13 protein-coding genes are annotated in these 14,120 nt (G+C 69.0%); 11 read left to right on the top strand and 2 right to left on the bottom strand.

Annotated features, from left to right (window positions below; translation table 11 throughout):
• The 9 genes from EV278_RS20045 (at position 1) to EV278_RS20005 (ending at position 10,366) form a co-directional block, all read left to right on the top strand.
• Positions 1–780, top strand: a complete 780-nt coding sequence (locus EV278_RS20045; protein ID WP_132095337.1) for a TatD family hydrolase — start codon at positions 1–3, stop codon at positions 778–780.
• Entirely contained in the window at positions 777–1,583 is an 807-nt protein-coding gene (locus EV278_RS20040; protein ID WP_132095335.1) for an MBL fold metallo-hydrolase, read from the top strand. The genes EV278_RS20045 and EV278_RS20040 overlap by 4 nt, the downstream gene beginning before the upstream one ends.
• Positions 1,584–1,874: 291 nt before the next feature.
• On the top strand, positions 1,875–1,967 hold the full coding sequence (locus tag EV278_RS20035; RefSeq protein ID WP_132095333.1) for a potassium-transporting ATPase subunit F: 93 nt from the start codon (positions 1,875–1,877) through the stop codon (positions 1,965–1,967).
• Positions 1,968–1,980: 13 nt separating this feature from the next.
• Entirely contained in the window at positions 1,981–3,693 is a 1,713-nt protein-coding gene (gene kdpA, locus EV278_RS20030; protein WP_132095331.1) for a potassium-transporting ATPase subunit KdpA, read from the top strand.
• A gap of 19 nt (positions 3,694–3,712) precedes the next feature.
• Positions 3,713–5,782 (top strand): potassium-transporting ATPase subunit KdpB, encoded by a 2,070-nt coding sequence (kdpB, locus tag EV278_RS20025; protein ID WP_132095329.1) that lies wholly within the window; start codon positions 3,713–3,715, stop codon positions 5,780–5,782.
• A 27-nt stretch (positions 5,783–5,809) separates the two neighbouring features.
• On the top strand, positions 5,810–6,403 hold the full coding sequence (gene kdpC, locus EV278_RS20020) for a potassium-transporting ATPase subunit KdpC (RefSeq protein WP_132095327.1): 594 nt from the start codon (positions 5,810–5,812) through the stop codon (positions 6,401–6,403).
• Positions 6,404–6,406: 3 nt separating this feature from the next.
• The gene (locus EV278_RS20015) at positions 6,407–9,085 is read left to right on the top strand and encodes a sensor histidine kinase KdpD (RefSeq protein WP_132095325.1); all 2,679 of its coding nucleotides are present in this window, start codon (positions 6,407–6,409) and stop codon (positions 9,083–9,085) included.
• 31 nt (positions 9,086–9,116) lie between these two features.
• Positions 9,117–9,800 carry a response regulator gene (locus EV278_RS20010; protein ID WP_132095427.1) on the top strand — a complete coding sequence of 228 codons (684 nt, stop codon included), beginning with the start codon at positions 9,117–9,119 and terminating at the stop codon, positions 9,798–9,800.
• 221 nt (positions 9,801–10,021) lie between these two features.
• On the top strand, positions 10,022–10,366 hold the full coding sequence (locus EV278_RS20005; RefSeq protein WP_132095323.1) for a hypothetical protein: 345 nt from the start codon (positions 10,022–10,024) through the stop codon (positions 10,364–10,366).
• Between the two features lie 225 nt (positions 10,367–10,591).
• On the opposite strand, the gene EV278_RS20000 is transcribed toward EV278_RS20005, so the two are convergent.
• Positions 10,592–11,260 carry a response regulator transcription factor gene (locus EV278_RS20000; RefSeq protein ID WP_132095321.1) on the bottom strand — a complete coding sequence of 223 codons (669 nt, stop codon included), beginning with the start codon at positions 11,258–11,260 and terminating at the stop codon, positions 10,592–10,594.
• Positions 11,261–11,583: 323 nt separating this feature from the next.
• Between EV278_RS20000 and EV278_RS19995 the strand changes: the two genes are divergently transcribed.
• Positions 11,584–12,276 carry a sigma-70 family RNA polymerase sigma factor gene (locus EV278_RS19995; protein ID WP_132095319.1) on the top strand — a complete coding sequence of 231 codons (693 nt, stop codon included), beginning with the start codon at positions 11,584–11,586 and terminating at the stop codon, positions 12,274–12,276.
• Positions 12,277–12,337: 61 nt separating this feature from the next.
• Positions 12,338–12,961 (top strand): flavin reductase family protein, encoded by a 624-nt coding sequence (locus tag EV278_RS19990; protein ID WP_132095317.1) that lies wholly within the window; start codon positions 12,338–12,340, stop codon positions 12,959–12,961.
• Here EV278_RS19990 and EV278_RS19985 read toward each other — a convergent pair.
• Positions 12,958–14,109, bottom strand: coding sequence for a DSD1 family PLP-dependent enzyme (locus tag EV278_RS19985; RefSeq protein ID WP_132095315.1), 1,152 nt, complete (start codon positions 14,107–14,109; stop codon positions 12,958–12,960). The genes EV278_RS19990 and EV278_RS19985 overlap by 4 nt on opposite strands.
• Between the last annotated feature and the right edge of the window lie 11 nt (positions 14,110–14,120).

Below are 14,120 nucleotides of genomic sequence, written 5' to 3'. Positions count from 1 at the left end.
ATGCTCATCGACAGCCACGTAAATCTGCACGCCCATCAGTACGACGAGGATCGCCAGGCGGTGATCGACCGCGCCCGCGCGGCCGGGATCGAGCTGATGGTCACCATCTGCGACAAGATCCCGTCGTTCGAGGCCGTCCATGCCCTCGCCATGGCCCATGACGACATCTGGTGCACGGTCGGGGCTCATCCTCACGAAGCCAAGGACCATGTCGATCTGACGACCGAGCGGCTGGTTGATCTGGCCGGGCGGCCCAAGGTGATCGGCATCGGCGAAACGGGGCTGGACTTCCACTACGACCTCAGCCCGCGCGAGGTGCAAGCCGAAGTGTTCCGCGCCCACGTGGCGGCGGCGCGGCAGACCGGCCTGCCGCTGGTGGTCCATACGCGGGAGGCCGACGCGGTGACGGGCGAGATCCTCGAGGAGGAACACGCCAGGGGCCCGTTCAAGATCCTGATGCATTGCTACACCAGCGGCGCCGAGCTGGCCCGACGGATGGCGGCGCTGGGGGCGTGGTTCTCGGTCTCGGGCATCGCCACGTTCAAGCAGGCCCAGGAGGTCCGCGACATCATCGCCGACATGCCGGCCGACAAGATCATCCTGGAGACCGATTGCCCCTATCTGGCGCCCGTGCCGATGCGCGGCCGCCGCAACGAGCCGGCCTATCTGCCGCACGTGCTGGACAAGCTGGCCGAGATCCGCGGCTGGACCCGGGCCGAGGCGGAGCAGCGCACCGAGGACGCCTTCTTTAGCCTGTTTGACCGGATTCCACGGAAATGACGGGCGGCAAGCTGGAGTTCACGATCCTGGGCTCCGGATCGTCGGGCGGCGTGCCGCGCGCCGACGGCAACTGGGGCGACTGCGACCCGGCCGAACCGAAGAACCTGCGCACCCGCTGCTCGATGCTGGTGAGGCGGCGGGGCGGCGATCCCACCGCCGAGACCACCGTCGTGGTCGACACCGCGCCGGACTTCCGGTTGCAGGCGGTGAGGGCGGGGGTCCGACGCGTCGACGCCTGTCTGTTCACCCACGACCACGCCGACCAGGCCCATGGCGTCGACGACCTGCGGCCGTTCTTCCTGAACCATCGCCGGCGTGTGCCGACCTATATGGACGCCTATACGACCGAGAGCCTGGGGCGGCGGTTCGACTACATCTTCAAGAGCCGCGGCGGTTATCCGGCCATCTGCGACGCCCATCCCATTCCACCACACGGCCAGCCCTGGACCGTGGACGGTCCCAGCGGCGCGATCCCGGTGACCACCTTCGACGTCGATCACGGCGAGATCCGCGCCGTCGGTTATCGGTTCGGCGATGTCGCCTACACGCCCGACGCCATCGGCTTTCCCGAGGAGAGCTGGGCGGCGCTGAGCGGCCTCGACGTCTGGGTGGTGGACGCCCTGCGCTGGACACCGCATCCGACCCATGCCCATGTTGGCTTGGCCCTGGAGTGGATCGCCCGCGCCAGGCCGCGCCGGGCCATCCTGACCAACCTGCATATCGACCTGGATTTCAACGCCCTGGCGGCGAAACTTCCGCCCGGCGTCGAGCCGGCCTTTGACGGCATGCGCTTCGAGGTCTGAGCCACCGTGCGTCCTTCGAGGCTCGGCTGCGCCTCGCACCTCAGGATGAGGAAGTCAGCGAAAGGTCCTCATCCTGAGGCGCCCGCGCAGCGGGCCTCGAAGGACGCACGGCCCGCCTTTACGCTCCCCTTACGCCCGTCCGCGCCATCCCGCATGGAGCCCTTACGCGTCCCCATGGTCCTCTGCCGGCCAAGTTAGCTGGAGGCCGAGGATGGCTGATCTCATCTATCTGGCGTTGGGCGGCGGGCTGTTCCTGGCCTTCGCCGCCTTCGCCGCCGCCCTGAGGCGCGTGTGACCATGCTGGTGAACGTGCTGTGGGCCGCCGGGGCGCTCGTCGTCGCCGCGTACATGGTCGTGGCCCTGCTGCGACCCGACAAGTTCTGACGGAACCTCTTCCATGAATTGGCAAGGCTGGGCGGAAATCGCCCTGACGCTGGGCCTGGCGGTCGCGATCGGCTGGCCGCTGGGCTCGTACATGTCGCGGGTCTGGAACGGCGAGCGCACCTGGCTGGACCCGGTGCTGCGCCCCGTCGAGGGCGTCTTCTACAAGGCCTGCGGCGTCGATCCAGCCAAGAGCCAGAGCTGGTACGGCTATGCCGGCGCCCTGCTGGCGTTCAACCTGGTCGGCTTCCTGCTGGTCTATGCGGTGCTGCGGCTGCAGGGCGTGCTGCCGCTGAACCCGCAAGGCTTTCCCAGCCTTTCGGGGCATCTGTCGTTCAACACCGCCATCAGCTTTGTCACCAACACCAACTGGCAGAGCTACGCCGGCGAGTCGACGATGTCGACGCTGAGCCAGATGCTGGTGCTGACGACGCAGAACTTCGTCTCGGCCGCCACCGGCGCGACCATCGCCGCGGCCCTGGCCCGGGCGTTCGTCGCCAATCGCGGCGAGGGCGTCGGTAACTTCTGGGCCGACCTGGTGCGCACCACGCTCTATGTGCTGCTGCCGCTGTCGTTCGTCCTGGCCGTGGTCCTGGTCGCCCTGGGCCTGCCCCAGACCCTGGCGGCCGGCGTCACCGCCCATACCCTGGAGGGCGCCGACCAGAAGATCTCGCTTTACGCCACCGCCTCGCAGGAGGCGATCAAGATGCTGGGCATCAACGGCGGCGGGATCTTCAACGCCAACTCGGCCCATCCGTTCGAGAACCCCACGCCGCTGACCAACCTGATCACGGCCGTCTCGATCAACGTCCTGGGCTGGGCCGCCTTCTTCGCTTTCGGCCGTAGCGTGCTGGCCAAGAAGGACATTCGGGCCCTGGTCGTCGCGGGCATGGTCCTGCTGTCGGCCGGCGCGGCGACGATCTACGTGACCGAAACCCAGGCCGCGCCGGCCCTGGTTGCCGCCCATATCGACGCCAGCATCAACATGGAGGGCAAGGAGACCCGCTTCGGCGCACCGGCTACGGCGGCCTGGGCCGCCATGACCACCGGCGCCTCGAACGGCTCGGTCAACGGCATGCATTCCAGCCTGATGCCCCTGGGCGGCGGCATGGCGATGTTCCTGATGCACCTGGGCGAGATCCTGCCTGGCGGCATCGGATCGGGGATCGCCATCATGGTGGTCATGGCGGTGCTTTCGGTGTTCGTCGCCGGCCTGATGGTGGGCCGCACGCCGGAATATCTCGGCAAGAAGATCGAGGCCCGCGAGGTGCAGCTGTCGATCCTGGCCGTGGTGGCCATCCCGGTCTCGACCCTGGGCTTCTCGGCTATCGCCGCCGTCCTGCCGGAGGCGCTGAAGGGCCTGATGCACACGGGGCCGCACGGCCTGTCGGAGATCCTCTACGCCTACACCTCGGCCACGGCCAACAACGGCTCGGCCTTCGCGGGCCTGACCGCCAACGCCCCCTGGTGGGACGCGACCCTGGGCGTGGCCATGGCCCTGGGCCGGTTCCTGCCGATCGTCGCGGTGCTGGCCATGGCCGGCTCGCTGGCGGCCAAGCCCAAGCTGGCTCCTTCCGCCGGCACCCTGCCCACCGACGGCGGCCTGTTCATCGGCCTGCTGGTCGGCGTGATCCTGATCCTGGGCGGCCTGCAGTTCTTCCCCGCATTGGCGCTGGGACCGATCGTCGAGCACTTCCAGGTGCTCGCCGCGGTCGCCGGCCTGCACTGATCGCAAAGGCGATTTGAAGATGACGACCCTAGAAACCCATGCCGGGGAGGGCCGCCGCAAGGCCAGCGCCCTGACCGGCGGCCTGTCCACGGCCATCCTGGGCCGCGCGGCCAAGGACGCCTTCCTCAAGCTGGACCCGCGCAAGCTGACCGGCAATCCGGTGATCTTCGCCACCTGGATCGTGGCCCTGCTGTCGACGGTCTCCGCTGCGGCGGCGGTGGCCGATCACCAGGCGGCCGGCTTCGCCATCCAGGTGGCGGCCTGGCTGTGGGCCACGGTGCTGTTCGCCAACCTGGCCGAGAGCGTCGCCGAGGGCCGCGGCAAGGCCGCCGCCGACAGCCTGCGCGCCACCCGCGTGACCACCAACGCCAAGCTGATCATCGACGACAAGACCGGCACGATCATCCCGACCGCCGCCCACAAGCTGGTTCCGGGCGAGGTGATCCTGGTCGAGGCCGGCGACGTCATTCCCACCGACGGCGAGATCATCGAAGGCCTGGCCAGCGTCAACGAGGCGGCCATCACGGGCGAGAGCGCCCCGGTGATCCGCGAGAGCGGCGGCGACCGCTCGGCCGTCACCGGCGGCACCACCGTGGTGTCGGACTGGATCAAGGTGCGGGTCACGGCCTCGCCGGGCAGTACCTTCCTCGACCGCATGATCGCCATGGTCGAGGGCGCGGACCGCCGCAAGACGCCCAACGAGATCGCCCTGGCCGTGCTGTTGGCCGGCCTGACCCTGATCTTCCTGATCGCGGTCGTCACCCTGCTGGGCCTGGGGCGGTTCTCGGGCGTCGCGCTGGACCCGCTGGTGCTGGGCGCGCTGTTCATCACGCTTATTCCTACAACGATCGGCGGGCTCCTTTCGGCCGTCGGCATCGCCGGCATGGATCGGCTGATGAAGCACAATGTCCTGGCCACCTCCGGCCGGGCGGTGGAGGCGGCCGGCGACGTCGACACCCTGCTGCTGGACAAGACCGGCACCATCACCTTCGGCAACCGCATGGCCACCGAGGTGATCGCCGCCCCCGGCGTGCGACCCGACGCCGCCCTGCGCGCCGCCGTCAGCGCCTCCCTGGCCGACGAGACCCCGGAAGGGCGCTCGATCGTCGAGCTTGGCCGCAACGCCGGGATCGTCATCGAGGCGCCCGAAGGCGCGACCTCGATCGCCTTCAGCGCCTCGACGCGCCAGTCCGGCCTGGACGCGGGGGGGATGTCCTGGCGAAAGGGGGCGGTCGACGCCGTGTACCGCTCGCTGGCCCTGGATCCCAAACTGGTCCCGGCGGAGATCACCGCCGCCGTCGACCGCATCGCCCGCTCGGGCGGAACGCCCCTGGCGGTCAGCGAGAACGGCGTCCTGGTCGGCGTGATCCACCTGAAGGACGTGGTCAAACCCAACGTCAAGGAACGCTTCGCCGACCTGCGCCGCATGGGCCTGCGCACGGTGATGATCACCGGCGACAACCCGGTGACCGCCGCCGCCATCGCCTCCGAGGCCGGGGTCGACGACTTCCTGGCCGAGGCCACCCCCGAGGACAAGCTGCGGCTGATCCGCGAGGAGCAGGGCAGGGGCCGGCTGGTGGCCATGTGCGGCGACGGCGCCAACGACGCGCCCGCCCTGGCTCAGGCCGACGTCGGCGTGGCCATGCAGACGGGCGCCCAGGCGGCCCGCGAGGCCGGCAACATGGTCGATCTCGACAGCGATCCCACGAAGGTCATCGAGATCGTCGAGGTGGGCAAGCAGATGCTGATCACCCGCGGCGCCCTGACCACCTTCTCGATCGCCAACGACGTGGCCAAGTACTTCGCCATCATTCCGGCGATGTTCGTGGTCGCCCTGCCGGCCCTGGGCGCGCTGAACGTCATGCGCCTGCACAGCCCGCAAAGCGCCATCCTGTCGGCGGTGATCTTCAACGCCCTGGTCATCGTCGCCCTGATCCCGCTGGCGCTGAAAGGCGTGAAGTATCGGGCGGTCGGGGCCGGAAAGCTGCTGTCGCGCAACCTGACGATCTACGGCCTGGGCGGCCTGGTCGCCCCGTTCGTCGGCATCAAGCTGATCGACCTGATCGTATCCGGCCTCGGCTTGGCCTAAGCTGCAATTCTCGGAGACTCGAAGCTCATGCTCTCCCACCTTCGTCCCGCCGTCGTCTCAATGGGCCTGTTCACGGTCCTGTTGGGCCTGGCCTATCCGCTGGCCGTGACCGGCGTCGCCCAGGCGGCGTTCCCGGCCCCGGCCAACGGCAGCCTGGTGCGCGACGCCAAGGGCGCGGTCGTCGGCTCGGCCCTGATCGGCCAGGCCTTCGCCCAGCCGGGCTATCTGCACCCGCGCCCCTCGGCGGCCGGCGCCAACGGATATGACGCCTCGGCCTCCAGCGGCTCGAACCTGGGCCCGCTGAACCCGGCGCTGGCCCAGCGGGTCAAAACCGAGGCCGACGCCCTGCGCGCCGAGAATCCGGGCGCGGCCATTCCCGCCGACGCCGTGACCACCTCGGGCTCGGGCCTGGATCCGGACATCTCGCCCGAATACGCCCGCTTTCAGGCCCCGCGCGTCGCCAGGGCGCGAGGTGCGCCGGTCGCCGCCGTCCAGGCGGTGATCGACGGCCAGGCCCAGGGCCGGCTGTTCGGCTTCGTCGGCCAGCCGCGGGTCAATGTGCTGGCGGTCAACCGGGCGCTGGACGCCCGCTTCCCGGTCCACGACAGGAAGGACGGCTAGCGATTGCCGGCTGACGATCCGAAAAGACCCGATCCCGAGGCGCTCCTGGCCGCCGCCGCGAAGGCGAGCCGGGGGCGCCTGAAGGTGTTTCTGGGCATGGCGCCGGGCGTGGGCAAGACCTACGAAATGCTGCGCGCCGCCCGCCGCCGCAAGGCCGACGGCCAGGACGTGCTGATCGGCCTGGTCGAGACCCACGGCCGCCGCGAGACCGAAAGCCTGCTGCGCGGCATGGACGTGCTGCCGCGCAAGCCGATCGACCACCGCGGCCACGTGATGATGGAGTTCGACCTCGACACGGCCCTGGCCCGCAAGCCGGCCCTGCTGCTGGTCGACGAATACGCCCATTCCAACGCCCCCGGTTCGCGCCATCCCAAGCGCTGGCAGGACGTCGAGGAACTGCTGGCGGCCGGGATCGACGTCTGGACCACCCTGAACGTCCAGCACCTGGAAAGCCTGGTCGACGTCGTCCAGCGCATTACCGGCGCGCGCCAGCGCGAGACGGTGCCCGACAGCGCCCTGTCGCGGGCCGACGCCATCGAACTGATCGACATCACCCCCGACGAGCTGCGCGAGCGCCTGACCGAGGGCAAGGTCTATGTGCCCGAGACCGCCCGCCTGGCCTCGGAGAACTTCTTCAAGGTCGAGAACCTGACGGCCCTGCGCGAGCTGGCCCTGCGCCGCGCGGCCCAGACGGTCGACGACCAGCTGGTCGCCGCCATGCGCGAGAAGGGGGTAGAGGGCCCCTGGGCGGCGGGCGAACGCATCCTGGTGCTGGTCGGCGGCGACGCCATGGCTTCGGGCCTGGTGAGGGCCGGCCGGCGGCTGTCGGACATGATGATGGACGCCCCCTGGACGGCGGCCCATGTCGACCGCCTGGACCAGCCCGCCAAGGGGGCGGCGGCGGCGGCCCGGCTGCGCGACGCCTTGAAGCTGGCCGAACAGCTGGGCGGCTCGACCGTGGTGCTCAGCGGGGCCGACATCGTCGCCACGGTGATGGCCTACGCCCGGCGCAACAACGTCACCCAAATCGTCATCGGCAAGTCGGCCGATAGCCGCTGGCGCGAGCTGCTGGGCCGGTCGTTGGCGGCGGCGTTGCTGCGCGAAGCGCGGGGCGCGGCGATCCACGTGGTCACCGAGGCCACGCACGAGGCGGTCGTCGAGGCGCCCGCGCGTCGGCGGATCGTCGACTGGACCGCCTACCTGCTGGCCGCCGGCTGCGTGGCCGCCGCGACCGTCGTGGCCTGGGGCCTGGACGTGGCGTTCGACCGCGTGGACCTCGGGATGATCTTCCTGGCCGCCGTGCTGGCGGCCGGAGTGCTGCGCGGGCTGCGGCCGGCCCTGGCGGCGGCGACAGTAGCCTTCCTGGTTTACAACTACATGTTCCTGGAGCCGCGCCATTCGTTCGCGATCGGGACGCCGACCGACTTTCTGACGCTGATCGTCTTCTGGGCCGTGGCGCTGGCGGCGGGCGGCCTTGCGGGGCGAGTGCGCGATCAGGGGCGCGACGCCCAGCGTCGCGCCTCGGCCGTCTCGGCGCTGCTGGCCGCCAGCCGGACCTTCTCGGCCGCCGCGGGGCGCGAGGCGGCGGCCAAGGCCCTGGCCGAGCAGACGGCCGCGGCGGCCGGCGCCAAGGCCGTGGTGCTGCTTCCGGTCCATGGCGAGCTCCAGCCCACGGCCGGCGCGCCGGCGTTGGAAGACCTGGACGCCGCGCCGATGGCCGCCGCCCGCTGGGCCTGGGAGAAGGGCGAGGCGGCCGGCTTCGGGACCGGCACCCTGCCGCAGACCCGCTGGACCTTCTGGCCGCTCGAGGGCGTGCGCTCGCGGGCCGGGGTGGCGGGCGTGGAGGCGGGTGCGATGGTCGCCGGCTCCGAGGACGAACGGCTGCTGCTGGCGCTGCTGGAACAGGGCGCCGTGGCCCTGGAGCGGGCCGAGCTGGCGACGGAGGCGGTCGAGACCGAGACCCTGCGCCGCGCCGACCGCTTCCGCTCGGCCCTGCTGAACTCGATCAGCCACGATCTACGCACGCCGCTGTCGACCGTGCTCGGCGCCTCCAGCACCTTGCTGGACTACGGCAAGGGCATGACCACGGCGGTGCGCGACGACCTGCTGCTCAGTATCCGCGAGGAGGCCGAGCGTCTGAACCGCTATGTCGGCAATCTGCTGGACATGACCCGGCTGGAGGGGGGCGCGCTGCGGCTGCGCACCGACTGGACCGACGTGCGCGACGTGCTGGGCGCGGCGGCCGAGCGGGTCTCGCGCCGCCTGGAGAGCCGGGTCCTGGCCCGCGACTTTCCCGTCGAGCTCAGCCTGGTGAGGGCGGACTCAAGCCTGTTGGAACAGGCCGTGGTCAATATCCTGGAAAACGCCATCGCCTACAGCCAGGACGGCGCCCGGATCGAGATGGCCGCCTACGAGGACCGCTCCAACGTGGTGATCAGCATCGAGGACGAGGGCAGGGGCATACCCACGGCGGAGCTGGAGCAGGTGTTCGAAAAGTTCCGCCGCATGGAGGAGCCCACCGATCGCCACCAGGGCGCGGGCCTGGGCCTGTCGATCTCCAAGGGCTTCGTCGACGCCATGGGCGGCCGGATCGCCGCCGCCAGCCCGATCCACGACGGCAAGGGAACGCGGATCCTGATCAGCCTGCCCAAGGCGATCGCGACTCCGCATCATCTGCTATGACCAAGCCATGAGCGCCGCCAAGACCCCCGGAATGCGCCAGCGCATCCTGATCATCGACGACGAGCCGCAGATCCACCGGTTCCTCGGGCCGGCCCTGGACGCCGCCGGCTACGAGCCCCTGCGCGCCGACAGCGGCCAGGAAGGGCTGCGGGGCGTCGCCCTGTGGTCGCCCGACGCCGTGGTGCTGGACCTGGGCCTGCCGGACATGGATGGCAAGGCGGTGCTCGAAAAGGCGCGCGCCTTCTACGAAGGTCCGATCGTCATCCTTTCGGCCCGCGACCGTGAGGCCGAGAAGATCCAGGCCCTGGATCTCGGCGCCAACGATTATGTGGAAAAACCCTTTGGGGTCGGGGAGTTGCTGGCGCGTCTTCGCGTGGCGCTGCGCCAACGCGGCCAGGCCCAGGGGCCGCTGGTCCCGATCCGGGCCGGGGCCGTCGAGATCGACCTGGAAAAACACCTGGTGACCCGTGGCGGCGCGGTGGTGAAGGTCTCGCCCCGCGAGTACGACGTCCTGGCCCGCCTGGCCCAGGCTCGGGGCAAGGTGCTGACCCACAAGGATCTGCTGACCGCCGTCTGGGGTCCGGCCCATGCCCACGACACCCAGTACCTGCGGGTGTTCGTCGGCCAGCTGCGCCAGAAGCTGGAAGATGATCCCTCAACCCCGACCATGATCCTGACCGAGCCCGGTATCGGCTATCGCTTCATCGGCGATTGATGTGAATCCACAGCGGCATACCGCAGAAAATTCAATCTTCTACTGAAGGATCTTTGCAATTCTTTCGATTTGCGCCGTGCGCGAACGGTAGCTCGGTCCGCAGGATTGGCCTGGGCTTCGCCTGCTCTCCATTTGCATTAGTTAACAATTAAGGCAGGCCAAACCGCGTTTCGTCCGTTCTACTCTCGCGCATCGCGGGATTCGCCTTTGGGGAGTTCGCCATGGCGATGGTTGAACCCAATGGCTACGGCTGTCCCGTGTCGACATTCGACGGCCGCGCCCCGTCCGTTCTGCTCGCACCTTGTTCTCGCAACGACATGCCGATGACAAATCTTGAGATCCGAGTCGCCGCGCTTCAGTTCCTCAGCCTGCGCCTCTGTGCAGCGCTGTCGCTTGAGCAGCTTGAGGAAATCCGGCAGTCGACGCTGGATGGGGTGAGGGCGACGGATGTCGAGTCGATCCAGATGCAGACCGAGTTCCTGAAATTGCTGGACGACGCTATCGAGCGCGCTCGCCAGAAGCAGGTCGCGCCCGGCGCGATCAAGAGCTCGATCCACTTGGCCTGATGCCCGGGTCGTAAGGGTTTTCTCGCAGGGGCCTAGGGTTTGACCTGATGGCGCTCGGGCGGTTGCGGCCTCAATCTGGCGCCGCTCGCTCGCCAAGGCGTCACCCCCGATTTCCCTTGGCAAGCCATCGCGCGCTCACCCCCCAAGAGCACGCCCGTGGTCGCGGGCCGAGAGCCGGCCCCCATGTCCCGACGCATGGGTCGGGCCGGCTCTCCTCCCGTCCGATCAGGCTTCGATCAGCTTGTTGCGGATGGCGTACCGTACAATGTCGGCCAGCGAATGGGCGCCGAGCTTTCGCATGATGTTGCCGCGATGGCTTTCGACGGTCTTGACGCTGATGTCGAGCATCGAGGCGATGACCTTGTTGCTGCGGGACTCGGCCAGAAGTTGGACGATCAGCAGCTCGCGCGTGGTCAGGGTTTCGGCCCCTTCAATCAATTCGCTCAGCCCGTGAACGCCGGGCGAGAGATAGCCGCGCAGCACGGCGTCGGTAATGCCCGGACAGAAGTAGGGCTTGTGGTTCAGCAGCGAGGCGACGGCGGCGATGATGTGGTCGGTCGAGGCCGACTTCAGCACGAAGCCTCGCGCGCCGGCGCCGAACACCTCGCGCACCAGCTGCTCGCTGTCGTGCATGGTGAAGATCAGCAGCTCGGTCTGGGTCTTCAGCTTGCGCACCTCGCGGGCCACGATCACGCCGCTCAGGTCAGGCATGCTGATGTCGAGGATCATGACGTCGGGACCCAATTCGCCAGCCAGGCGGATCGCGTCGCGCCCGTTGGACGCCTCGCCGCAGATCGTCCAGCCCGGCTGTGACTCCAGAGCCTCGCGCAGTCCTGCCCGCACGATCGAATGATCGTCGGCGAGCAGAATGGTCGGCGCGGCAGGCAAGGGCATCTTCGATTCTCGCTCCGGGGGCGGCGGTGGCATGATTGTCTGTTTTTCAGGGAAAGGCTTGCTGAATTTTTCCGCGCGAGGTTGAGGAGGACTCGCCTAAAGACTTATAGTTGCTTGCTCCAACACCTGCACGTCATGGACGGGATCATGGCGCGACGACGACCCAGGAGGTCCTTTCGACCCTGATTTGTGCGCCGGATCCGCGTCAAGCTTCGCCGAATTCCGCCATGCCCCTCCATGGTCAGGGTTTCACCCGATTGAGGCGAGCACGCGCTCGGCGGAAAGTTCGAACGCCGCCTGCGGCCTGACCTTTCGGAGTTCCCATGACGGATATCAGCCCGACCGCGAAGCTTCTTGAGACCTCCGCCCGTTGGAGCGGGGCGAAGGCCGCGCTTTCGAAGGAGGCGCGCAGCTTCGTGCCCTCGTCGGACGGTTCGACAACGCTCGACGAAGATGATTTCAGGGAAAAGGTCGTGGCGAGCATCCCGGTCCTTCGTTCCTTCGCGCGCGGCCTTTGCGGGGACGCGACGATGGGGGATGACCTGGCGCAGGACACCTTGCTGAAGGCCTGGCGGCACCGGGCGCAGTTCACACCAGGCACCAACCTCAAGGGCTGGCTGCTGAAGATCGCGCGCAATCACTTCTATTCGCAACGCCGGCGCGGGTGGCGAGAGACGCCTCTGGATCTCGCCACCAGCGCCCAGATTCCAGGTGTCGGCGGCGCCCAGGTCCAGTCGCTGATCCTCAACGACCTGCGTAACGCCCTCAACACTCTGAGCGACGAGCAGCGCGAGGCGATGATCCTGGTCGGGGCGGGCGGCTTTTCCCATCGGGAGGCCGCCGAGATGTGCGACGTGCCCGAGGGGACGATGAAAAGTCGCGTCTGTCGCGCCCGCGCCAAGCTGGTCTCGCTGCTGGATCACGGCGAGGTGGACCAAGACGCTGAACCCGCCTCGCGGGCGGCTCACCTGATCCTGACCGAATTGTCGACCCGGTCCGAGGCGCGCGCCGGCTGAGCGGCGGCTGGCGGATCACGGCGCGTCGCCCTAAGAGGAGCCTCGACCAAGCGAGGCGTTGATGACCGAGATCCACTCCTACGACCCCAGGACGGGCCATGGCCTGCGGCATGATCCGCTGAACGCCATTGTCGCGCCCCGGCCGATCGGCTGGATCTCGACAACGAGCGCGGCCGGCGTCCGCAACCTGGCGCCCTACAGCTTCTTCAACCTCTTCAACTACAAGCCGCCGATCATCGGCTTCTGCAGCACCGGCTGGAAGGACTCGGTGCGCAACATCGAGGAGACCGGGGAATTCGTCTGGAACCTGGCGACGCGACCGCTGGCCCAGGCGGTGAACGCCACCTCGGCGATCGTTCCCGACCATGTCGACGAGTTCGCCCTGGCCGGCCTGACGCCGGCGGCTTCCCAACGGGTCCAGGCGCCGCGCGTTGCTGAAAGCCCCGTGGCGTTCGAATGCCGCCTGACCCAGATGGTCCGGCTCAACGACGTCGAGGGCGCACCGGTCGACGCCTGGCTGACCTTGGGCGAGGTGCTGATGGTCCATATCGACCAGGCGCTGCTGATCGACGGCGTCTACGACACCGTGGCCGCCGAGCCGATCCTGCGCGGCGGGGGCGCGGGCGACTATTTCGGGATCGACGAGGCGGGGAAGTTCCAGATGTTTCGGCCGGAAAGCGCCTAACGCGAACGCCCCCGCGCCGAGACCGGCCACAGCGCCACCAGGGTGTCGCCGTCGACCACGTGGTAGGTGTCGTAGAGGTTCACGGTCGGATCGCAATGCGGCGCGCCCAGGATCACCCGATCGTCCAGGCCGGGCGGCGTGGCGCCGGGCGGCGGCAGGATCGCGCCATGCTCGTCGCCCATGAAGAAGTAGCGCGACCCGTCGGGCGCGCCGCCCAGCACCGTGGGCGGCTCGGCGTCGGTCGACAGGGCCTTGAAGCCGGCGTCTATGGTGACCATGCCCGGCGTGTTGGCGCTGACCACCCTCGCGTCGATCAGCAGGGCGGGTTCGTAGGGGCTGTGGTCCGCGCCGTTTCCAGCGATGTCGCAGACCAGGTACTGGCCATCCATGAACACGTAGGAGCCGACCTGGAACTCGGTGAAGAGTCCCAGTTCGGCGTCGATCCGGTGCGAGCCGGTGCCCGAGCCGGAGATGATCGGCGGCGGGCCGCCGGCGGCGGTCAGGGCGTCGATCACCGAGCGGATATAGGCCCCGCGATCCTCCAGATTGGCCTTGCGGTCGGCGAAGCCCTCGATGTGCTGCTGCATCCCGCAATAGCATTGCAGGCCGGCATAGATCAGGCCCGGCTGGAGCTGGATCGCCTGAAACAGGGCGACCGCCGCCTCGGGCGAAGCGACGCCGGTCCGATGGATGCCGGGATCCAGGTCGATGATCACCTTCAGCGCCTTGCCAGCCGCCTCGGCCGCCGCGCCCAGGGCCGCGACGTTCGCCGGATGGTCGACGACCGCCATCAGCTCGGTGGTCCTGCCGTTCAGCGCGACCAGCCGGGCGACAGCCGGGGCCGAGACTACGGGCGAGGTGATCAGCAGGCCGGTCGTGACCCCGCCGCCGGCCAGGACCTCGGCCTCGCCGATCTTGGCGCAGCACAGGCCTACGGCGCCGGCGGCGATCTGCAGCTTGGCGACATCGACGCTCTTGTGGGTCTTGGCGTGGGGCCGCAGCTTGACGCCCTTGCTCGCTGCAAAGTCCGCCATACGGGCGATGTTGCGCTCCAGGGCGGGACGGTCGATCACCAGCACCGGGGTGTTGAGGGCGCGGCGTGAGCCATGGGCGCCGATCAGGCCGGCGTGGAGGTCTTGGTCGGTCATGGCGGTTCCCG

It is taken from the genome of Caulobacter sp. BK020, assembly GCF_004342605.1.
Lineage (GTDB): Bacteria > Pseudomonadota > Alphaproteobacteria > Caulobacterales > Caulobacteraceae > Caulobacter.
Note: the sequence above shows the minus strand (reverse complement) of the source record. Positions and strands in the feature narration are given on the sequence as shown.